The sequence below is a fragment of the Nostoc sp. DedQUE08 genome, from assembly GCF_034530895.1.
GTDB lineage: Bacteria > Cyanobacteriota > Cyanobacteriia > Cyanobacteriales > Nostocaceae > Nostoc.
Map to the genome: position 1 here is coordinate 26,292 of NZ_JAVRCD010000025.1, position 20,600 is coordinate 46,891.

The 20,600-nt window shown below is 41.6% G+C and carries 23 protein-coding genes and 1 tRNA gene; 12 read left to right on the plus strand and 12 right to left on the minus strand.

All coding sequences use genetic code 11. From position 1 onward, the window contains the following. Positions 1 to 72: 72 nt before the first annotated feature. Both RMY64_RS17845 and RMY64_RS17850 read left to right on the plus strand, forming a co-directional pair. A complete protein-coding gene (locus tag RMY64_RS17845) occupies positions 73 to 1,746 on the plus strand; it encodes a SpoIIE family protein phosphatase (RefSeq protein WP_322700747.1) in 1,674 nt (557 codons plus the stop codon). 3 nt (positions 1,747 to 1,749) lie between these two features. After that, entirely contained in the window at positions 1,750 to 2,175 is a 426-nt protein-coding gene (locus tag RMY64_RS17850) for an anti-sigma regulatory factor (RefSeq protein ID WP_322674847.1), read from the plus strand. 281 nt (positions 2,176 to 2,456) lie between these two features. Here the strand turns inward: RMY64_RS17850 and RMY64_RS17855 are convergent, their stop codons facing one another. Then, positions 2,457 to 2,888 carry a ketosteroid isomerase family protein gene (locus tag RMY64_RS17855; RefSeq protein ID WP_322674848.1) on the minus strand — a complete coding sequence of 144 codons (432 nt, stop codon included), beginning with the start codon at positions 2,886 to 2,888 and terminating at the stop codon, positions 2,457 to 2,459. Between the two features lie 238 nt (positions 2,889 to 3,126). Between RMY64_RS17855 and queG the strand changes: the two genes are divergently transcribed. Together queG and RMY64_RS17865 are read left to right on the plus strand one after the other, a co-directional pair. Beyond that, positions 3,127 to 4,101 carry a tRNA epoxyqueuosine(34) reductase QueG gene (gene queG, locus RMY64_RS17860; RefSeq protein ID WP_322700748.1) on the plus strand — a complete coding sequence of 325 codons (975 nt, stop codon included), beginning with the start codon at positions 3,127 to 3,129 and terminating at the stop codon, positions 4,099 to 4,101. Beyond that, complete coding sequence (locus RMY64_RS17865) at positions 4,076 to 4,711, plus strand: HAD-IA family hydrolase (protein ID WP_322674850.1); 636 nt, start codon at positions 4,076 to 4,078, stop codon at positions 4,709 to 4,711. Before queG ends, RMY64_RS17865 begins: the two co-directional genes overlap by 26 nt. 145 nt (positions 4,712 to 4,856) lie before the next feature. On the opposite strand, the gene RMY64_RS17870 is transcribed toward RMY64_RS17865, so the two are convergent. Next, entirely contained in the window at positions 4,857 to 5,234 is a 378-nt protein-coding gene (locus RMY64_RS17870) for a hypothetical protein (RefSeq protein WP_322674851.1), read from the minus strand. A gap of 217 nt (positions 5,235 to 5,451) precedes the next feature. Between RMY64_RS17870 and RMY64_RS17875 the strand changes: the two genes are divergently transcribed. Then, complete coding sequence (locus RMY64_RS17875) at positions 5,452 to 5,982, plus strand: orange carotenoid protein N-terminal domain-containing protein (protein WP_322683685.1); 531 nt, start codon at positions 5,452 to 5,454, stop codon at positions 5,980 to 5,982. A gap of 65 nt (positions 5,983 to 6,047) precedes the next feature. Here the strand turns inward: RMY64_RS17875 and RMY64_RS17880 are convergent, their stop codons facing one another. Next, positions 6,048 to 6,812: an ABC transporter ATP-binding protein gene (locus RMY64_RS17880; RefSeq protein WP_322674853.1), complete on the minus strand. Its 765-nt coding sequence runs from the start codon at positions 6,810 to 6,812 to the stop codon at positions 6,048 to 6,050. 167 nt (positions 6,813 to 6,979) lie between these two features. Between RMY64_RS17880 and RMY64_RS17885 the strand changes: the two genes are divergently transcribed. Together RMY64_RS17885 and RMY64_RS17890 are read left to right on the plus strand one after the other, a co-directional pair. Next, a complete protein-coding gene (locus tag RMY64_RS17885) occupies positions 6,980 to 7,432 on the plus strand; it encodes a Panacea domain-containing protein (RefSeq protein ID WP_322674854.1) in 453 nt (150 codons plus the stop codon). Next, on the plus strand, positions 7,413 to 7,850 hold the full coding sequence (locus RMY64_RS17890) for a hypothetical protein (protein ID WP_322683684.1): 438 nt from the start codon (positions 7,413 to 7,415) through the stop codon (positions 7,848 to 7,850). Before RMY64_RS17885 ends, RMY64_RS17890 begins: the two co-directional genes overlap by 20 nt. Here RMY64_RS17890 and RMY64_RS17895 read toward each other — a convergent pair. The 3 genes from RMY64_RS17895 to RMY64_RS17905 form a co-directional block, all read right to left on the minus strand. Beyond that, positions 7,847 to 8,869: a zinc-dependent alcohol dehydrogenase gene (locus RMY64_RS17895; protein WP_322683862.1), complete on the minus strand. Its 1,023-nt coding sequence runs from the start codon at positions 8,867 to 8,869 to the stop codon at positions 7,847 to 7,849. The two genes, RMY64_RS17890 and RMY64_RS17895, sit on opposite strands and share 4 nt — an antisense overlap. Positions 8,870 to 8,980: 111 nt before the next feature. Beyond that, on the minus strand, positions 8,981 to 9,166 hold the full coding sequence (locus RMY64_RS17900; RefSeq protein ID WP_104909358.1) for a hypothetical protein: 186 nt from the start codon (positions 9,164 to 9,166) through the stop codon (positions 8,981 to 8,983). 55 nt (positions 9,167 to 9,221) lie between these two features. Next, positions 9,222 to 10,292 carry a glycosyltransferase family 4 protein gene (locus tag RMY64_RS17905; protein ID WP_322700749.1) on the minus strand — a complete coding sequence of 357 codons (1,071 nt, stop codon included), beginning with the start codon at positions 10,290 to 10,292 and terminating at the stop codon, positions 9,222 to 9,224. Between the two features lie 456 nt (positions 10,293 to 10,748). Between RMY64_RS17905 and xth the strand changes: the two genes are divergently transcribed. Further along, positions 10,749 to 11,531, plus strand: coding sequence for an exodeoxyribonuclease III (gene xth / locus RMY64_RS17910; protein WP_322674857.1), 783 nt, complete (start codon positions 10,749 to 10,751; stop codon positions 11,529 to 11,531). A gap of 224 nt (positions 11,532 to 11,755) precedes the next feature. On the opposite strand, the gene RMY64_RS17915 is transcribed toward xth, so the two are convergent. Both RMY64_RS17915 and RMY64_RS17920 read right to left on the minus strand, forming a co-directional pair. Continuing rightward, positions 11,756 to 12,844, minus strand: coding sequence for a T3SS effector HopA1 family protein (locus RMY64_RS17915; RefSeq protein WP_322700750.1), 1,089 nt, complete (start codon positions 12,842 to 12,844; stop codon positions 11,756 to 11,758). A 101-nt stretch (positions 12,845 to 12,945) separates the two neighbouring features. Next, a complete protein-coding gene (locus RMY64_RS17920) occupies positions 12,946 to 14,187 on the minus strand; it encodes an aminoglycoside phosphotransferase family protein (RefSeq protein ID WP_322689331.1) in 1,242 nt (413 codons plus the stop codon). A gap of 709 nt (positions 14,188 to 14,896) precedes the next feature. Here RMY64_RS17920 and RMY64_RS17925 point away from each other — a divergent pair. From RMY64_RS17925 to RMY64_RS17935, 3 genes are all read left to right on the plus strand, one after another. Next, complete coding sequence (locus RMY64_RS17925; RefSeq protein ID WP_322674860.1) at positions 14,897 to 15,262, plus strand: DUF1818 family protein; 366 nt, start codon at positions 14,897 to 14,899, stop codon at positions 15,260 to 15,262. A 50-nt stretch (positions 15,263 to 15,312) separates the two neighbouring features. Continuing rightward, positions 15,313 to 15,386, plus strand: a tRNA-Pro gene (locus tag RMY64_RS17930). A 277-nt stretch (positions 15,387 to 15,663) separates the two neighbouring features. Beyond that, positions 15,664 to 16,014 (plus strand): histidine triad nucleotide-binding protein, encoded by a 351-nt coding sequence (locus tag RMY64_RS17935; RefSeq protein ID WP_322674861.1) that lies wholly within the window; start codon positions 15,664 to 15,666, stop codon positions 16,012 to 16,014. A gap of 116 nt (positions 16,015 to 16,130) precedes the next feature. On the opposite strand, the gene RMY64_RS17940 is transcribed toward RMY64_RS17935, so the two are convergent. After that, positions 16,131 to 16,811 carry a RibD family protein gene (locus RMY64_RS17940; RefSeq protein ID WP_322700751.1) on the minus strand — a complete coding sequence of 227 codons (681 nt, stop codon included), beginning with the start codon at positions 16,809 to 16,811 and terminating at the stop codon, positions 16,131 to 16,133. Positions 16,812 to 16,988: 177 nt separating this feature from the next. Between RMY64_RS17940 and RMY64_RS17945 the strand changes: the two genes are divergently transcribed. After that, positions 16,989 to 18,371, plus strand: coding sequence for a DUF2252 domain-containing protein (locus RMY64_RS17945; protein WP_322700752.1), 1,383 nt, complete (start codon positions 16,989 to 16,991; stop codon positions 18,369 to 18,371). Positions 18,372 to 18,661: 290 nt separating this feature from the next. Here RMY64_RS17945 and namA read toward each other — a convergent pair whose 3' ends face one another. The 3 genes from namA to RMY64_RS17960 all read right to left on the minus strand — a co-directional run bounded on the left by namA (position 18,662) and on the right by RMY64_RS17960 (position 20,550). Next, positions 18,662 to 19,732 (minus strand): NADPH dehydrogenase NamA, encoded by a 1,071-nt coding sequence (namA, locus tag RMY64_RS17950; protein WP_322683677.1) that lies wholly within the window; start codon positions 19,730 to 19,732, stop codon positions 18,662 to 18,664. 337 nt (positions 19,733 to 20,069) lie between these two features. Then, positions 20,070 to 20,276, minus strand: coding sequence for a hypothetical protein (locus RMY64_RS17955; RefSeq protein ID WP_322683676.1), 207 nt, complete (start codon positions 20,274 to 20,276; stop codon positions 20,070 to 20,072). A gap of 121 nt (positions 20,277 to 20,397) precedes the next feature. Next, positions 20,398 to 20,550: a hypothetical protein gene (locus RMY64_RS17960; protein WP_322700753.1), complete on the minus strand. Its 153-nt coding sequence runs from the start codon at positions 20,548 to 20,550 to the stop codon at positions 20,398 to 20,400. Between the last annotated feature and the right edge of the window lie 50 nt (positions 20,551 to 20,600).

The window sequence follows — 20,600 nt, forward strand, 5'->3', positions numbered from 1 at the left end:
TTCTCTTATTTATTAGGTGGGATAAACATCATGTTATCTCGCCATTCAAATATATAAAAATAAAAGTCAAATATGGCTGAAATTGGTACGGACAAACTTAAGCTCATGGTGGTAGATGATGAGCCAGATAATTTAGATTTACTCTACCGCACTTTTAGGCGAGATTTTCAAGTATATAAAGCCAATCATGCCTTTGGTGCTATGGAAATGTTGGATCAATTTGGCGAGATGGCGGTAATTATTTCTGACCAAAGAATGCCAGAAATGAATGGGACTGAATTTTTTAGTCGCACCGTAGAGCGCTTTCCAGACACGATTCGGATTTTGTTAACTGGTTTTACTGATGTCGAAGATTTGGTAGATGCGATTAACTCCGGTCAGGTATTCAAGTACATTACCAAACCCTGGAATCCAGAACGGCTGAGAAGCTTAGTTGAGCAAGCTACTGATACATATCGCCTAGTTAAGAAGCGCACCCAAGAGTTGCGTCGGTCCTTACGGCGAGAATCTTTGTTTAATGCGGTAACAACAGCGATTCGGGAATCTTTAGACTACGATAGTATGCTGCAAAAAATTGTCGCAACTATTGGAGAAACATTTGAAGCTACCAGTTGCTTACTCAAACCGGTAGAGGGCGATCGCCTCACACAAGACGAGTTTTTCTACCGCGATCCGAAATCTGATGTATTAGATTCGTTTTTCGACTCCAGTGTTTTAATCGAAAAAGTGCTGGAAACCCGTCATTATCAACTCGCTCAAGATATATATAACGGTAATCCTGGTCATCACCTAGTTGTGCCACTTAGCTACCATCAGCATTTGTTGGCTGTGCTAACCCTCCACCAATGGGGACGCGATCGCCCTTGGGAAGACGAAGACATCCAACTAATTGCAGGTGTTGCCGAACAAGCAGCCTTAGCTCTTTCCCAAGCAAAACTCTACCAACGCCTCCAAGAAAAGCAACAGCAGATTCACACTGAGTTAGAGGTGGCTCGGCAAATTCAATACAACCTGCTACGCCAAAGTTTACCTGACATTAAAGGTGTGAAGGTACAAGCTTGCTGCTATCCCGCGCGTGAAGTAGGAGGCGATTTTTTTGAAGTTTTTGTCCATCCTAAAGGTGACTTGTGGTTGGCAGTGGGTGACGTTTCTGGCAAGGGCGTCCCAGCAGCTTTATTTATGGCTAGTATTATTTCAGTTTTGCGCCGAGAATTATCTCAAGAGACACCAGCAGAGCCGAATGTGGTTATGCAGAACCTCAACCACGCTCTCAGTGAAGATTTAATTAGCAACAATTATTTTGTCACTCTTGTGTTAGCTTGTTATACCCCAAGCACAAAAGAACTGGTCTACACCAATGCCGGTCATATTTACCCAATATTATGGTCACGCCAAGGTGCTTTAGCCGAAAATCCCAATTACCTGAAAGTTCGCAGCGTTCCTTTGGGGATTTTGCCTAAGTGGCAGGCACAGTCTGGTCGCTTGGTTCTCGCTGCTGGAGACACATTGTTACTAGCCAGCGATGGAATTACAGAAGCAATGGTATCAAATAATCCTGATTCAACAGTAAAAACTGAGGTTGGGGTTGAGTCATTAAACCGTTCGATGCTGAATCAAGATGGTCTTTGGCAACTCTTACAACAAGAGGAACAACCACTTTCTCTTAACCATTTACTAGCTCGCATCCAGGCAGATAATCACGTTCAAGAAGACGATCAAACTATACTTTCACTGGAGATTTTATAAGTCATGAAAAGTGAGCTTCATGTACCAAGCGATTTGAATTTTCTCAATATTGTTGAAAACTGGTTGTTGGGATGTTTGAAAATTCAGCTAGGGGAATCTGTGGATTGGTCGCGGCAATCAAGTCGTTTGAGACTGGCTTTAGTAGAAGCCTATTCTAATGCAGTCCGTCATGCCCACAAGGATCAACCAAATTTACCCATATTACTGCGTTTAGAAGTGAAAGACCGGGATTTTGCCTTAGAAATTTGGGACTACGGCGAAGGCTTTGACATGTCTAACTACTACGCTCCAAACCCGCTGGAAAAGCAAGAAGGTGGTTATGGTTGGCTGATTATGAATCGTCTCATGGATAAAGTAGATTACAAGTTGCAGGTTAATGGTGCCAACTGTCTGAAGTTAGAAGCTACTTTACCTGAATTAGTCCGATAGACAAAAGTTATACCAATTCAAAATTCAAGATGACGCTCGCGGACTCGCTTGCCGCCGACGCTAACAAAATTCATGCATTAAGAAAGCCAGACATAACAAAGGTATGTCCGTATGTATCTATTGCATTCTTTTTTCAAATTGGTATTACTATTTTTCAAGTCATGCATTTATGAGGAAGAATTCAAAATTCAAAACTCAGGAGTTAGGAGAAAGCCATAAATACTGTGTGAGTAGGTGATAAATATTGGTTTCAAATTTTGCTCTTTTTAGTTATTCGCTATTTACTTTTCACGACGTAAAGTAAGTAACTCTTTCGGGGAAGCTAAAAGTTTGATTCTAGTATAAGAAATTTGCCGTTGTTGGTTGAGGATAAATAGCCACAAGACATTGACACTACACCAGGAAGTTTGGGCTTTGCCTGTTACCTGGACTTGGATATCTCCATTTTCTAAAGTCTCGGCTATTCCTGTGTTCGGGTAAGCTTTGATGTTTTGACCTTCTTGTTTTAAGTAGGCTGCGATCGCATCTGTCCCGACAATATCAGATTCAAATGGCGGACGCATCACACCATCTATCGCAAATAAGGCAGCAGTTGCCTCAAATTCTCCTGCATTTAAGGTTTCAAAATAACGCAGTACACTTGGTTCTGTAATTCCTTCAATCTGAAATTCTTCTTTAAACTGCGCTGGCGATATAAATTCAGCAGAGGTCATAAAATTACCTGTATTATGGTATCTAAATATTAATTTCAATACAAAAATAAGTAAAAAAAAAGCTGCTATTGAAATAGATTGCTACATATTAATAAATCTTCCTAACGATGGAAGTTTTGAACTACTATGCAGTTTAAGACAGGCTACATATGAGCATTTAATAAATCTTAATTAAAGGTAATAGCTACATCATATATAATTAAAACGCCTTTATTTGGGCAAAATCCAGATAAAAAAAATGAATCAGTATTCTGTAACGAGCAGCAGTCTGGTGAAAGAAAAAGCCAGCGAGTTGGGCTTTCACAAAGTTGGAATTACTGCTGTAGATCGGGTAAATGCCACAGAAGCGCAGAGGTTGCAAGCATGGATTGAACTAGGTTATCACGCTGATATGAAATGGATGGCTAATCCAAAGCGTCAGGATATCCGCTTAGTGATGCCAGAGGTGCGATCGCTAGTGTGTGTAGCGCTGAATTACTACACACCACATCAACGTCCTGAAAGTGAGGAGTACGCCAAAATTTCCCGTTATGGTTGGGGAAGGGATTATCACAAGGTGATGCATAGAAAACTCAAGCAGCTATCTATATGGCTAAAATCACTCGATCCAGGCGTATTGGCTCTTTATTATGCAGATACTGGCCCGGTGCAAGATAAAGTGTTGGCTCAACTTGCCGGAATTGGTTGGATTGCCAAGAATGGTAATGTGATTACACCAGAATATGGCTCTTGGGTATTTTTGGGAGAAGTGTTGACCAATTTAGAATTAGAGAGCGATCGCCCACACACAGAACACTGCGGTACCTGTACTCGTTGTCTTCAGGCTTGTCCCACAGGTGCAATTACTCAGCCTTTTGTTGTCGATGCTAATCGCTGCATTGCTTATCATACCATTGAAAATCGGGACAAAGAATTGCCACAAGCGATCGCACCTCATTTGCAAGGCTGGGTTGCTGGTTGCGATATTTGCCAAGATGTTTGTCCTTGGAATCAACGTTTTGCCCAAACAACTGATATTGAAGAGTTTCAGCCAAATCCAGTGAATATTGCTCCCCACCTGCTAGAATTAGCCCAAATCTCAGATCGGGAGTGGGATAAACGATTTCCAGCATCTGCCTTGCGGCGGATTAAGCCAGAAATGTTACGACGCAACGCCCTAGCTAATCTTGACGCATCCAAGCAGAAGAATGACCCAGAAAGTAATTATTTTTGATTTTGATGGCACAATTGCTGATACAGTAGATGCCCTTGTAAGTATTGCTAATCGTTTAGCTATAGACTTTGGTTATAAACAAATAAGCCCAGAACAATTAGCCTTTCTCAAAGGCTTAACATCTAGGGAAATCATTAAGTACTCCGGAGTTTCTCTATTTAAGATCCCTTTTCTAGTTAAACAAGTTAAAGGGGAATTAAAAAATAAAATACCAGAATTAAAGCCAATTCTGGGTATTAAGGAAGCATTAACAGAACTCCAAAATCAAGGATATAAACTGGGTATTATCACTTCTAATTCTAAAGAAAATGTTACGCAATTCCTCACAATCAATGATTTAAATCACCTATTTGATTTTATCTACTCAGGAATTACAATTTTTGGCAAGACAACTATTATAAATAATGTCTTGAGGCAAAAGCAACTCAAACCTCAAGAGGTTATTTATGTTGGAGATGAAACCAGAGATATAGAAGCATCAAAAAAAGCAAATATCCAAGTGATTGCAGTCACTTGGGGCTTTAATTCACCGGAAGTACTAGCCAAGCAAAATCCAGATTATTTAATTCAGCAACCTAGCGAACTACTAGAAGTGATGAACAGTCGTTAAATAGTCAAAAATCGATAGTGATAATTTTAAAAATTGACAATTGAGCAAAAAAGTAGAGTGGGCAATGTCTCCCAATGGCGATAGTTTCAATTCTTTTATTTTGTGACATTGCCCATCTTACAAAATAGCAAGATATCACGAAAAACTAATTTTTCCGTTCACCCTTTTCCAAAGCTTGTTCTACTAAATCATCACTAACATTAGTTACACCCTCAGCCGGAGAATTCCCAACTTCCTTTGCTGACTCTAGAAAATCATCAGGATTACCAGTTGACTGCGTTTGAGTTTTTGTTTGTTGTGGCTGAGAGGTTTTCTGGTTAGGTGCAGTGGCTGCTTCGGCTGCTGCTGCACCTTTACCTGTGCGGTCAACTTCACTCACGCTGAATTTTTGTGCAGCTGCATAATCAGCATCAAAATCCACCGTTGGCGCTTCTTCTTCACCACTAGCTATGCTATCAGCAGCTAATTGGGCATCCTGGGTGGAAGCTTCATTTAAATTTGGCTTCACTTCTTCATCAGGCATAATTAAAACCTTAAGGTAAATTTTTTATTGCTGGGAAAATTATAGCAAAGTAATGTGCTGCTTCATCGCTTCTTGGGGGAGACTTTTACCTCTATTAAAAGGTAGATTAAATCGACAATTTTTAATTAATTTAACTCTTTCTATTGGTAGTAGAATCTGATGCTTAAATTTTGGTAACCCTTAGTTTGGCCTGTAAAATTTCTTTGGAAACAAATTTATGACTGCAAGTTACGATAAAAATATTTCTCAAGCCCAGAGCAATGAAACTCAAAACTTGGTAGATGCGTTTAACGCCTTAGACACCGATGCTAAACTAGCTTGGTTCTATTTTGTTTATAAAAAAATGGGTGACTCTGTGACTCCAGCCGCTCCTGCTGCTGCTGAACCAGAACTATCACCAATTTTATCAGAAGACTATTTTAAGTTGTCAGATGAGGAGCAACTGGCAATTATGCGGGATATAGTCAACCGTAAGGACACAGAGTATTCCCGTGCTTATGGGGCAATAAAAGAGAACAATCAACTGTTAGTTTGGTATGCTTGGGCGGTAGCTATGGGAGATAAGGTGGTTGATTTACCAAGCACCTACCAGCCAACTAAAGAAATTAATGATTTGCTTTCGCAAATTGAAAAATTAGAATTTGAAGAGCAAATTTCAGTGTTTCGGACAATATCTGGTGAATTGGGTTACACCGATGTTAAGCCGATCGCAACGCAAGCAGAAACTGGAAAAACGTCAAGTTTGTAATCAGCTTTGGCGACTAGAAGTCGCGGTTACACAAACTAAAGTCCGCACAGGCGGACTTTAAGAACCTACGAGACAGCTAACTGACTCAAGTCGGCTGGGGTAAGGTTGGAGTGTACTACTTGACCATCACGGAACCAAACGATGCGCTGGGTTTGACGGGCAACTTCTGGTTCATGAGTTACCATGACAACTGTAATTCCACTGGCATTGAGTTCGCCAAAAATATCTAAAACTTCTTGGGTTGTGCGCGAATCAAGTGCGCCTGTGGGTTCATCGGCGAGGAGTACTACGGGACGATTGACGATCGCCCGGGCGATCGCTACTCTTTGTTGTTGTCCACCAGATAGTTGAGTTGGTTTGTTGTTGAGGCGATTTGCCAAACCAACTCGCGTCAAGGCTTCTGTTGCGCGATCGCTTCTTTCTTTCGGATTCACACTAGCATAGACCATTGGCAACATCACATTTTCTAATGCTGTGAGTTGGGGTAATAAATGGAATTGCTGGAAGACAAACCCCAGCTTTTTATTACGGATGTGTGCCAAGGATTTATCATCCATTTGCGCCACATCAATATTATCTAAGTAATAATGTCCACCTGTGGGTCTGTCTAGACAGCCGATAATATTCATAGCTGTGGATTTTCCTGAACCAGACGGCCCCATAATTGAACAATATTCACCTTCGTGGATAGTCAAATTTACATCGTTAAGTGCTTTAACTTCAGTTTCGCCACTGCCATATACTTTAAAGATATTCTCCAAACGAATAATTGTTGATTTCGGGACGGGATTAGGAACTAGAGAATCGGTAATTGAAATAGTGTTTGCCATAAGGATTTAGTTATTAGGTGGTAGAGACGCAATTATAGCGATCGCTCAATTAGACTATAAGAAGCAGAAAAATTCTTCCTAGCTCTTGCTGTGATAACTCTGTAAGGTGATGTATTAGAGCAAATAAAAGCTAACTATTATCTAGCATACTGAAGGGGGTGGTTGTAGTGTTGTCATGTTTTAACGTAGCAGATTACTTTATCTGGTTAGCAAATGAAACAGGCTCTTTTATCAGTAATCTAAAGCTGCAAAAGCTTGTGTACTACGCTCAGGCTTGGCATCTTGCACTCAATGACACTCCTCTATTCCCAGAGGATTTTCAAGCCTGGATACATGGCCCTGTGATACCTGCGTTGTACCAGAAGTATAGGCTTTTTGGATGGCAACCAATTTTAGAAGATGTTAACCCAGAATTACCCCAAGAGGTTCAAGAGTTTCTAGATGAGGTTGCACACGAATACTTTGCTTGTGATGGTTATGAACTAGAGCAGATGACTCATGCCGAGACACCCTGGAATTTGGCTAGAGGAAATCTACCACTTGATGAAGCTTCCAACGAAGTTATTCAGAAACAGTGGATGAAGGAGTATTACGGATCTCGTGTCGAAGAAAAGGATTAAGAAGACTGAGATTGCCAAAGACGGCACATCAGGTATTAGAGCAACAAAGCTGAAGCCAACTCAAGGCATCAGCTTTTCGTTTAAATATTATCAGGACAGTAACAGCAAATTTTCTTGTAGCCAAAAAGAAATAATCTACTGGCTGACCTTGCTTGATCGGTTAAAAGCTCTATCTAGCCTAACGGCTCAAGAGTTGTTAGTAAATCGTAGCAGTACGCTCAGGTGTCATCCCATCAAGTGGGAAGATACCAGCGAGAGGGCATTTGGTTTGCCAAATGAAGAACAATTAGTTGACATACCATATCAGTTTTCCATCTCCTCAAATGAACATGGTAGGGTTCATGGGTTCTTTATTGACGAGATTTTCTACATTGTTTGGCTAGATTTAGATCATCTGCTGTACCCTGCAAAAAATTAAGGAATCATTGCTACCTTAATTACTTTACGCACCTTCATATCAGAAAACACCTGTTCTAAATCTTTTAATGGTCGTTGTTCGCTAATAAGTAACTCAAAGGGAATTTTACGACTAGCTATGAGTGCAAGGGCCGATCGCACATACTCTGGTGTATTATGAAACACGCCTTTGAGAGTAAGTTCGCTATAGTGTAGCTGTTCTGTACTGACGGTAATGCTGGTATCCCGTGGACATCCACCGAATAAGTTGACTGTTGCACCAGGACGGGCGCAAGCGATCGCAGTTTCCCAAACACTTGGGACACCAGTAGCTTCAATTACTACATCTGCGCCCCATCCTTGGGTCAGTTCTTTCACTACACTGGGAATATCCGGGATTTGATGATAATTAAAGGTCTGGGTTGCACCCAATTTCTGACCAATTTCTAGTCTGTGGTTATTACCTCCCCACAGCAAAACCTCAGTTGTCTCACTCAACGCCGCCACAAACATCAGCCCGATTGCCCCATCTCCCAAGACGACTACTTTATCTTTGGGCTTAATATTAGAACGCGCTACACCATGCAATACACAAGCCAAAGGTTCCGTCATGGCTGCCAATTCCCACGGCAACTCATCGGGAATCTGCAACAAATTATGTTCTACTATCGGTGCAGGAATTTTCAAGTATTGGGCAAAAGTCCCATTATTCCAGGTCAAATTTGGACATAAAGAATATTCTTGACGTTGACAAAAAAAGCAATTCGTGCATGGAGCAGAATTATTAGCGACGATGCGATCGCCTACTTGCCAATTTGTCACTCCTGCACCCATAGCAACAATTCGCCCAGCCGCTTCGTGACCAAACAGGGTTGGCGGTATCAGCATCCTGGCATGACCACCACGCCGCCAGACTTTCAAATCTGTACCGCAAGTTGTTGCAGCCCCCACTTGGATTACAACCTCTCCAGCCGCCGGAGTAGGGTCAGAAACTTCCTCTAGGCGTAAATCTTCTTGACCATAAAGTAACGCTGCTAACAAAATTTTAAACCTATTAATTAGCTCCATCCGATTTTACCAGTTGGCGCTTATTGATAGGTTTAAACGAAATCAGTATTGATTTTTAGTAGGTTTTATATATTGATTGAAAAACTAGGTATTCACCGCTGGCTGGGGAACCACACCGGTGTTCCGGGTTTCCACATTAGGCAGGCGAGTAGCAGTTAACAGCGGTACTTCTTGTCGGCATGACAGGCAAAACCAATATAGTTCACCATGACGGGCATGACGCAGGAGGGAACCACCGCAGCATGGGCAAGTGTTGGCTCTCGTACTCATACCAATGTCCTCCTTAAAAAATTGTTGTTTTAAACTAAGTCAAAAAAGCAGTTGATTAAAACTGAATGTTAGCTGCATGAATGCGGCCATTCGATTCTATGCGGTCTTTTATAATTTGTCTGTAAACAGCTTCATATCCGTTAACCATTTGGCTAACGCTAAAGTTGTTTTCTACATGTTTTCGACAGGTTTGACGATTGAGTTCCAATGCTAGTGGAATCACTGCTGCCATTTCTGCGTAGCTATTGCAGATAAAACCTGTTTTACCGTGGGTAATAACTTCAGGTACGGAGCCGAAATTCATGGCAATTACTGGCGTACCAACTGCCATTGATTCAATCATTACTAAACCAAAAGGTTCTTGCCAGCTGATGGGGAAAAGAGTTATCGCAGCATTACCCAGAAGTTCAGTTTTTTGGGCGTGGTTAATTTCACCGAGATATTCGATTTGCTCACCATCTATGTGAGGGACAATCTCTTGTTCAAAAAACTCCGAGTTTTCTGCATCAACCTTTCCTGCCATCTTCAAGCGCCAACCACTTTGTTTAGCAATGGCGATCGCATGGTGCGGGCCTTTATCTGGCGAAAAACGGCCTAAAAATGCTAAATATGGAGGTTCTAAGGGTTGAGCTACAAATGGGTAATCTGCTAGCTCAATTCCGTTATAAACCGTGCCAACATAATTAAGGTCAATTTGACGCTGCGAATTACTAATGCTGATGTATGGTTGCTTTTGGTAGTAGCTAAATGCGTGACGGTTGTCAGTTGTAAAATTATTGTGCAGGGTGTGGACTGTAGCAGTTGCTGTTATCAAACTCGCTAAAGGTAACGCCGAAATCCCTACATGAGAATGGATGATATCGAATTGCTCGGCACGCTGGTAAACTTGACTTAGTTCTAGCATTTCGTACACTGCATACTCTTTCACATTTTGGTCTAAGCGTAATGCACGTGGATAAACTGCTTCTAAGTTAGCCAAAGTTTGAGAATCACCAGAGGCAAATAAAGTTACTTCATGACCGCGACGAACAAGTTCATCAGTCAAGCGACTCACTACCAATTCTATTCCTCCATAATTAGGAGGTGGAACCCTTTCCCATAAGGGGGCAACTTGAGCGATTTTCATAAGTTTTTCTGGTTCAGTCGATGAAATTGTCCTCAATAATGAGCTAGATCATTATTTTATGAGTAAAGAGCATTTGTACTTACTCTTTTGACATTTAAATTAACCTTACAGGCTATCAAAAGCGCAATAAAGGTTAACCGTACCGCAAATTTTCTGCCAACAAATCTAACTGACTCTCGGCAAAAGTCAACTCTGAGCTACACTTCTAACCGTATAGCTAACCTATTATTTGTTGCATCTGTCTTGGGGATCATAAAGAGGTAGAATGTTTTGTAGCAGAACTTACAAAATTGAATATTTAGTAGTTGACAATACTAAAATATTCAATGGGATCAAGCCATTAAAGCTTCATTTAAAGGTAATTGGGAAAAATAACAGAAAATATAAATATTAAGTAATTGTACAATAATTACATAATTTGTAATTAGTAATTTACAAAAATTCTGATATTAACTAATGAAAATCGCTACTTGGAACGTCAACTCAATTCGCACTCGCCTGGAACAGGTTATCGATTGGTTAACCCTAAATCCTGTTGATGTTCTCTGCTTGCAAGAAACCAAAGTTGTGGATGCTGAATTTCCGCGATCGCCTTTTGAGCAGTTAGGGTATAACCTTTATATGTCAGGGCAAAAATCTTATAACGGCGTAGCCCTGATTAGCCGCCAGCCACTTCTAAATGTCAGTAGCGGGTTTAGGGCGATTTTGCCAGATTTACATCACGAATGGGACGAGCAAAAGCGCGTGATTACAGGTGTAATTGATGGCGTGCGGATTGTAAACTTATATGTTCCTAATGGCGCAGCAGTAGGAACGGAGAAATACGAATACAAACTGCGTTGGTTAACAGCGTTACACGAGTATTTGCGATTGCTGGTGTTGTCAGAATCCGCAATTTGTGTGTGCGGCGACTTCAATATCGCCTTGGAAGATAAGGATATTCACGAGCAAGTGAGTACAGAAAATCACATTATGGCAACAGAAACAGAGCGCCAAGCCTTACGGGATATTCTGAAATTGGGATTTGCCGATGCTTTTCGCAAATTCACCACAGAGGGTGGAAATTATAGTTGGTGGGATTATCGCTCCGCCGCTTTTCGTCGTAACTTAGGTTGGCGAATTGACCACCACTATCTGACACCCGTGCTATATGAGCGTGCTACAAGTTGCATTATTGATGTCGCACCCAGAAAGTTAACCCAACCTAGCGACCATGTGCCAGTTATTGTGGAATTTTAAATTGGGGGATTGGGGACTGGGGACTGGGGATTGGGGATTGGGCATTAAGGATTGGGGACTGGGGATTGGGGATTGGGGATTGGGGAAAAACTTGCTGTAACTTTTTCTATACTCCCTTATCCCTCATCTTCATACCCGATGCCCGATGCCCAATGCCCAATGCCCAATGCCCAATGCCCAATGCCCAATGCCCCATGCCCCATGCCCAATCCCCAATTAATCAATCAATTTAACGGCTGATATATATCCTCAGAACTGGGATTGAGATAAGGACGCTGCAAATCTATTAGATGCCGCGCAAAGTGTTGGTCAATCGTCCTCATCCGCTCCTCCATTGCATTTTTACCTTTTTGCCAAGCTTCCAACAAAGCATTAGCGACGATTTGGCAACGGTTCATCCCAAAACTTTCTTGTGCTGCAAATTTTTGGGTTGGTTCCTCAGCTAAACCTAACCCTGGAGCTAAAAATTTGGTAAACAAAGGAATTTCGGGCTGGAAATGAAATTGATTTTCGATATAAACAGTCTGAAGGATTTTGCGGATTGCTGGATAGTCGGGGAGTTCAAAGTAAAGTAGCCCCGAATCATAGCGTCCGTATGCAGAGGGGTTGTGGAGAACTTGAAAGCTAAAGGGAATCGAGGTTGCATTTAGTTGCAGCGTCAAGCTTTCCATGAGAGCGATCGCACCAGATGGCGTAAAGTTAAAGTAGATTCGCCCTGCTCCTAAATCGGCGTCTGGGTTGCTTTGCCGTTCCTGTCCAACATTGCTAACTGCTAAGTAACAGCCATTTTGCAGTCGATTTTTGGGCATCCAGATTGCTACCATATCACCCACTTTGGTAGATTTCTTACTGGATTCTAGATGACAATCTGGCTCAACATAAAGTGTTAAACCGCCTTTAGTCACAGCCATAGTCCCATCAGGTTCTTTCCGCAACACCTGCCATCGAGGGTCAAAGTAACCTATGCCGTGATTACTGGCGTGCAGTTGCTCGTAAAAGTCCCAATCAATCTCCAAAATAGAATTATCTGCTAAATTATGCTTTTGCGGTTGATTAGTATTATCAGTATTGACTGCCAAAGTACTTTGCAGGGAGCCATTGTAATAGATTCCGTAAAGAAAATTTCGCAGCAGGAGAGTAAGATACTTTTGTTGTAAATCTACGGAATTTTGCTGAAATCTATCGGCTATTTTAGTCGGCAGAGCGAAGGGTTGATAATTGGGATGGTAAATACAAAAATTAGACTCAATCTGGATATTCTGAGCAATATCAAATAGAGAATTTAACGATTGATTGATAGAGGAATTTAGCATTAATCCATTCAGAAATCAAACTTTAATAAAATAGAATTCAGGAGTCAGAATTCAGAATTCAGAATTGTGTGTTCTGATTCAAATTTTTCTACTCCCTACTACTAACAACCACGTAGCCGAGTTTTCTCGTAATAAATCCGAAGTAACTGCTGCTCTTTCACAGGCTGAGGAAATTTATGAATCTTTGCCACAGGATTCAGGATTTCTGACTCTGAGATTCCAAAGATGGTCAGTAGAGCTTGCTCTGGCATTACAAGTAAACTTTTAGCTACTTGCAGCATACAGAGTTCAACATTATTAAAATGTTTACGGCAGGTAATCATCTCCTGAATTTGATGAATTAATGCCAGCCCCGCAAACTGGATAACCCGCGAAATAAAGTCACTGCGGTATTCCAAAATCATTGGGAAAGCATTTATATAAGCCCTAATTAAGGCAATAATTGAAGGTTGTAAAATCTCTAACGGTGTTAACGCCAAATGTAGAGATTCTTCTAACTCAATGGTGGGGTCTACTACCAGACTCTTAAGCCAAATTCCTAAATAGCTTGCCAGTAAAGTTCCTAAATCAAAGGCTGGGTCTCCCCAAGAACAAGCTTCCCAGTCAATTAGTCGTATAAGACAATTGTCTAATTGCTCCCATCTGGAATGAACCAAAATGTTGTTCAATTTCAGGTCGTTATGAGTTAAACAACAAGGATTCCAGCTATATGCCAAATCTGCGATCGCAGATGACAAACTCTCGTACTGTTGATAAAGAACATAGAATTTTAGTGCATCCGTGGGAACGGTCGCAAAAATCTCCGGTCCAATCGACCCTACCCCTTGCGCTGGATTGTAAAACCCGTAGCGAAACTCTCCTTGGGGAGCAGTTGCCATAAAATCCTGATATTCTCGGCGATTGTAGGTGGCGCGATGCAGTCCCGCCAAAGTTATGCCGATGGCAGAAGCAATTTCTTGTGGAAAAATCTCATTGTTGTGGTATAATTCTGCAAGCTCTAGATATTCATTCAAGTAGCTACGGACAAGAATTGAATTTTCTTCGTCAAAATGCACTACCAATGGCGCAATTGCTGAAGTATTACCTAGAACTGGAAACTGTTGTAACAACTGGTGAAACAGCCACTCCTGAAACAATTCATGAGGCGCGCCGTCATTGTTGTTAACGTTACGTTCTTGTTTAATCAGCAGTTGGTGATTATCTGCTAAAGTCACTAGTAAATTGAAATTGTTCTGACTACTTCCTGGCAACTCAGATTTGTCTGATGGGCCATCTTCTGAGCTACACAGACCCGCGTCTTGCAGATACTGGATAACGTTATGAGAAGACAGTGATAATACCATGTATTATTTCCTACTTCATTAAATTACTTAAACTTATCGTGTCAAATTTGCTTGGTCTTAAGAGTTTTAGTAGATAGGAACTAATGCAAAAAGAGAGATGTGAATAAGAATAAAGATTTCTACAATCTACTAATATCTCATATTTTGGAGAAAAACTTGCCAAATTGGCACCAAGTCCTTTGCGATTCCTTTAAAATTGGCTGCCAGATACCGTGACATCTTTACACTTTATCAGCATAGTTACTTAGATACATCTAGAGTAAGTTTTGTGGTAGAGCCTTTTTTTGTAGCAAAGAAGCATCCCCAGCAAAAAACTGATTGGTAGCAGATGTTGTTTGATGTTTAGTAGTCATCTAGACAGCAGCGAAGAATTTCAGTAATCCTTCGCGGTACGAAGCACGTGATTCAATAGTATTACTTTTATTTATCATCACAAAGCCAAAAAAACCGGAGTTTTTTAGCAATTAGTAATTATTTTTTGATTTAATTTTCAGAATTGATGTCTGGAAAGCTTATTTTCACGTTATTTTCGTCACCTACAAATTGTAGATGACTATGGGCGATCGCAAACAAAGCCTACATGAGCGTATCTTATGTAAGTGTACTTTTGTCAAGCTTGAAACACGGCATTTTTCAAGTATGATTTGTGATTACCAGTTGGCGGATAACTTTTAAAACTTTAACCTGAGAATGCACAAGCCTACTTTGAATGGAACGCGTTGTTAAAACCGGATTGGGTTGGCGTATTGGCTGGAACCCCGATACACCTGAGTTTAAAGGTTTAGTTGGTACAGATGATTGGGCGATTGAATTAACCGAAGCCGAGTTAAATGATTTTTGTCGTCTACTAGCACAGCTAGCAGACACCATGAAGCAACTCGCAACTGAATTGATGGAAGAGGAAAAAATTACTTGTGAAGCCGAAAGCGATTTATTATGGATGGAAGTGGAAGGCTATCCTGATGATTACAGTCTGCGCTTCATCTTGAATACAGGGCGATGTGTAGAAGGTAAATGGAATGCTTCTGCTGTTCCAGATTTACTGCAAGCTAGTGGGATGCTTAAGGTTTTTTAAAATTGCCTCTTGATAATCCTACAGTTTTGTTATATGATAGGAATTCTGACCGGGGCGTAGCGCAGCTTGGTAGCGCGCCACTTTGGGGTAGTGGAGGTCGTGGGTTCGAATCCCGCCGCTCCGATTGATGATAAGCCATACCTGCTAGTCTTTTTCAAAGATTAGCAGGTTTTTTCATAGCTTTTTCCTGAAAAAACCTAACCGAACAGTAAATAGGGATGTTATACCAATTTGAAAAATGATTGCGACAGATGGAAAACTGAAACACTTATCCAATGGATGTTTCACTATCCAAAATCTAAAATCCAAAATGGTATTACCCGCACAATCAAATTTTGTCAATGATAAGTAATTAGGCGGACTTAATATAAAATCTCTAGCAGATTAGTAGGTAGATTGGCATGAGTGAAACTACAGAAACGATTTTCAGCAAAATCATTCGTCGGGAAATTCCCGCTGATATTGTTTATGAGGATGATTTAGCCCTAGCATTCAAAGACATCCATCCCCAAGCACCCGTTCACATCCTCATCATTCCCAAAAAACCCATTGCGACACTAGCTGAGGCTGAATCTGAGGATCATGCTGTGTTGGGGCATCTTTTGTTAACTGCTAAACGTGTTGCAGAAGAAGCTGGATTAAAAAATGGTTATCGAGTTGTCATCAATGCTGGTGATGACGGCGGTCAAACAGTCGATCACTTACATTTGCATATCTTGGGAGGACGGCAGTTAAATTGGCCTCCTGGTTGATTAGAGGCAGGGGTAGGGTAAAAGGTACAAACTGAGTCAAATTGTGGGCAAAAGCACCCCTTTGCCCCTGCTTTCTAGTATCAAGGATCGTAGTGCCAAATTCTGGCAGCGCGTTTTCACTTGATTGTGCGGTAGTGTAAAAACAGATCGCTTCCAACCTGACGAGTTTCTATAAGTTCTAGATGAGGAGCAGCATAGGGAAGAAAACCCTCTCCTTCCACTGGGCTAGGGGCGTGCTTTCCCCCAAAAATGAGCGGCCAAATGGTCAACCACCAATCGTCAATTCGCCCTGCCCGAACTAGAGCAGCTGTTAAAGAGCCACCTCCCAAAGCAACGACTTTGCGAATACCCCGCTCTGCCATCAAGGTGTAGGCCCGATCCCAGTCTAGGTCTGTATCTCCCAAATCAATTAGTTCAGCCAGTTTTTGCAAAGTTGTTGTATCAGAACTGCGCTCTAAAGCAGTCCGTGTGGTAAATATCCATCGCTCAATGTCCTGACTCAAAAAAGGCAAGTCCGGCGATAAGTTAAGGGAACCTGAAACAACGCAAGTAATCGGCTGGGGAGACTGGCCGCGAACCTCACGTGCTGCCAACAGTTCGCGATCGCTAATTGTAAAGGCTCCCCCCTCAGCCCGAATTGTCCCTGCTCCTACCAGCAATAGATCGGCAAGAGAGACTTGATACTCCAAGTGTGCATGATCGACTACATTGGGTTCACGAGGCGCTTTCGGATCTACGGCACTAATTTTTCCATCGGCCGTCATCGCAAGAACCACAGTTGTTTGGATGGTTGACATGATTATGTTGTAACGATTCTTTATAATTTTACCTTTTTGAATCCTCTCCATACTTGAGAGTGAATAGTTGTTGCATTGTGCTTTAAATCACTTTGTTAAGTATGGCTCAAGGTGGTAAAAAACTGTTGTTGAATGATTCTCTCTACACAAGAGTTTTTTTACGCCTCAAAAACTATCATGTCTAACCACATATCTGCAATCGTCATATTTGTCTTAATTTTAATTTTGGGGTTTGCATCTCCAGTTCAAGCTGCAACTCCCCGTTCAAGTTGGGTGGTGAATGAAATTTACCAATATAATCATCCCTTTGCTTCTCAATTGCCTCAAGAACTGGCAACGAAAATGCAAAAGATGACAGCTAAAGATAGCTTTTTCACCTTTTATCGGGGGACGGCTCACATTTTTTATCGTGATATGCAGACTTTACCAAGTTCACGATTTGTAAACTCTTCAACCTCAGCCGTCTGGTTAGAAGGAGATATGCATCTGCAAAATCTTGGAGCGATAAGAGATAGCAAAGACAACAACGTTTTTGATACCACCGACTTTGATGAAGGCTATCTTGGCCCTTACGTTTGGGACTTGCGACGGATGGCAATCTCTATTTTGTTGGTAGCTAAAGAGAATGGTTTTAATTCAACGGATGCTGAGGATGTTGTGCGAAACTTCTTGGATGCTTACCTCAACAAGATGAATGACTTTAAGGGAAGCAATGATGAACTGTCATACCGTTTAGAATCCAGCAATACGAACGGTGTAGTCAAAGATTTGATTCAAAAGGCATCAGATAAGAGCCGTTCTAAGCTTTTAAAAAAGTATACAGTGCTAAATAACAGTAACAATCGTCTCTTCAAGACAGCCTCAGAACTCCAGCCTGTATCCAGCAGCACCTATTCTGATATTGCTGGGGCTATGAGCAGCTATATCGCCTCAATTCCTATCAGTAAGCGCTACAACGACAGTTACTATACCCTCAAGGACATTCGGCTTAAATTAGGTTCAGGTGTTGGTAGTCTTGGGAAGTACCGATATTACTTGCTGATTGAGGGGCCAAGTTCAGCAAGCGACGACGATCGCATTTTGGAGATGAAACAGGAAGGCAGTAGCGCAGTGGCGATCGCAGTTCCAGGTTTCCTGCCGAGTTCAGTCTACGGAAATCAAGAAGGGGCAAGGGTGACAATCACTACGAAAGCGATGTTATCCAATCTCGATCCCTTGGTTGGTTATACTACTGTCAGTAGCATCCCCTTTATGGTGCGTGAAAAATCACCCTACCAAGTGGACTTTGACTATAAGTTGTTAACCAGTAAGTCAAAATTCATGGATGCGATGGGATACGCAGGGAAGGTGGTTGCCAAAAACCATGCAATCTCCGATCGAGACTACGATCCTGCGATTATTCCTGTCAGCGTTGACAAAGAAGTAACTGATATTGTGAGTGGTAATAAAGCTGTATTCAAAGACGAAATTTTTAACTTTGCTGTGGACTATGCAACTCAAGTTGAATATGACTACAAGAGTTTTGTAGATGCTTATAAACAAGGGGTGAAACTCTACTAGAACATCAAATAATTGCTCTAATCAATTCACCTGATTGTACATCAGACCTGCCTTAAAAATAGGGACTGGGGACTGGGGACTGGGGACTGGGGAAGAGATATTTTTATTGTTCCTTGTGAGTTCCGCTCATGGAGTCTCTTGTAAAAATGACTTTTGCAAGAGGCGGGAAAAGGGACTCATGTTTTTTATTGTTCCTTTCCCCTTTTCCCCTTACCCTTTTCCTGACAAATGCCAAGAAGTTTATTACTTTAAGTTGTCACTAATCTACAGAGTATGGGAACGAGGAAAGCTTACAGCCAAGCGCGATCGTATTGAACAGGCCAGAGTTTATCGTGTCCCAGTTGTTTGGCTGCCAGGTGTGGCCAGTAAGGATTGCGGAGTAGTTCGCGTCCTAACAGGACTATATCAGCGACTTCTGTACGAATAATCTCGTCAGCTTGTTCAGGGGATGTAATTAAGCCCACGGCTCCTGTATGAATATTAGCTTCGCGGCGGATGCGTTCGGCAAACTGAGTCTGATAACCAGGTTTAATTGGGATATGAACGCCCGGTATAGTACCGCCTGATGAAGTATCGATGAGATCGACTCCTAAAGACTTGAGTTTGTCACTTAAAGCAATACTTTGCTCAATGTCCCAGCCATCATTGTCTACCCAATCGGTGGCGGAGATGCGTACCCAGAGTGGATGTGTTTGAGGCCAAACCTCTCGGACTGCTTGAACTACCTCTCTGAGCAGACGAGTCCGGTTTTCAAAGCTGCCACCATAATCATCTTGACGGTGGTTAGAAAGAGGTGAAAGAAATTGGTGCAGTAGATAACCGTGGGCAGCATGGATTTCCACTACCTTGAAACCAGCTTGGAGAGAACGTTTGGCTGCTTGAACAAAAGCGTCAATAATTTCTTGAATTCCCTCAAGACTGAGGGCTTCTGGAACTGGGCTATCTTGGCTAAAAGCGATCGCACTACTCGAAACTAAGGGACGCCAACCTTCCTGAGATTCATCTAATGCTTTCCCTCCCTTACTCGGTTTGGCAGTGCTGGCCTTTCTACCCGCATGAGCAAGTTGAATACCTGAAACAGCACCAAAGTTATGAATTAATGCCACAGTCTTGGCTAAAGTTTCGATATGTGAATCCGACCAAATTCCCAAATCTTGCGGGCTAATGCGTCCACGCGGCTCTACAGCTGCCGCCTCTGTGAACACTATACCTGCACCGCCAACTGCGCGAGAAGCTAAATGGATAACGTGCCAATCATTAGCATATCCATTTGTACTGGAATATTGACACATCGGTGAAACGGCGATGCGGTTGCGAAAAACAACTTCACGAATCTTGAATGGTTCAAATAGATGTGCCATTAATCTTGATTCCTTCTCTTGCTACGTAAAATAAATTGGGAAGGGATTTGCAGCATGAATTCGATTTTGCATTAATTAAATAGAGAAGTCAAAATTCAGAATGCAATCAGTGGGGAATTTAGACCCACCACTTGATAGTTTCCCAGCAAATTTTGAATTTGCTGGGAGACTTAAACCCTTACTCACAGAGCCGAATTTACCGTCGTAGGTATCGCAGTAGTTCTTGCGTAGGGCAGTATTCCTCCAGCCGACGCTCTTGCTAGCTTGCAACTCTTACAGAGTGGGCGGACTCGCTACCGCTATGCTATCCTGCCTTACGCAAGAACTACCTCTTTTGTTAAATATTTGTTGAATGACTAGAGTCATCATAGAGATTTGGATAAATCGACCGATCGTCAGGCTTTTGAGACTGCAATTCCCAGATATCGCGTTTTCCTAGTTCTCGATCCACTAATAGCTGTAGATGGTCTGGTAATTTAGTTGTTTGCCAAATTGACCAAATTTCTTCACTAAAAAATTCTTTTTCGATTTTTCCAGAAAACATGATTTGACCTCCACGAATGTTCAAGTTTAAGTTTAGTAACTCCTAATTTAGGAAAGAGAAAGTAACAAAATTGTCATTCTTCATTCTTTCGCTATCTTTAAAATACAGGTAGTATTCGCTCTTAATACTGCTTGTTAAGAAAATCTCTAACTTGTGCATATTTAAGTAACTTTTCATTACGGATATTGTCGATGGTATCGCGTCCTGTGAGGGCAGTAATCCGTTGAAAAAAGGCAAGTGTATGAGCGCGATCGCTACCAATTTGTCTACTCAAAATTAAATGCAAATCCAGGGTTAGAAATCAGCAAAGTTGCCTGACTAGCA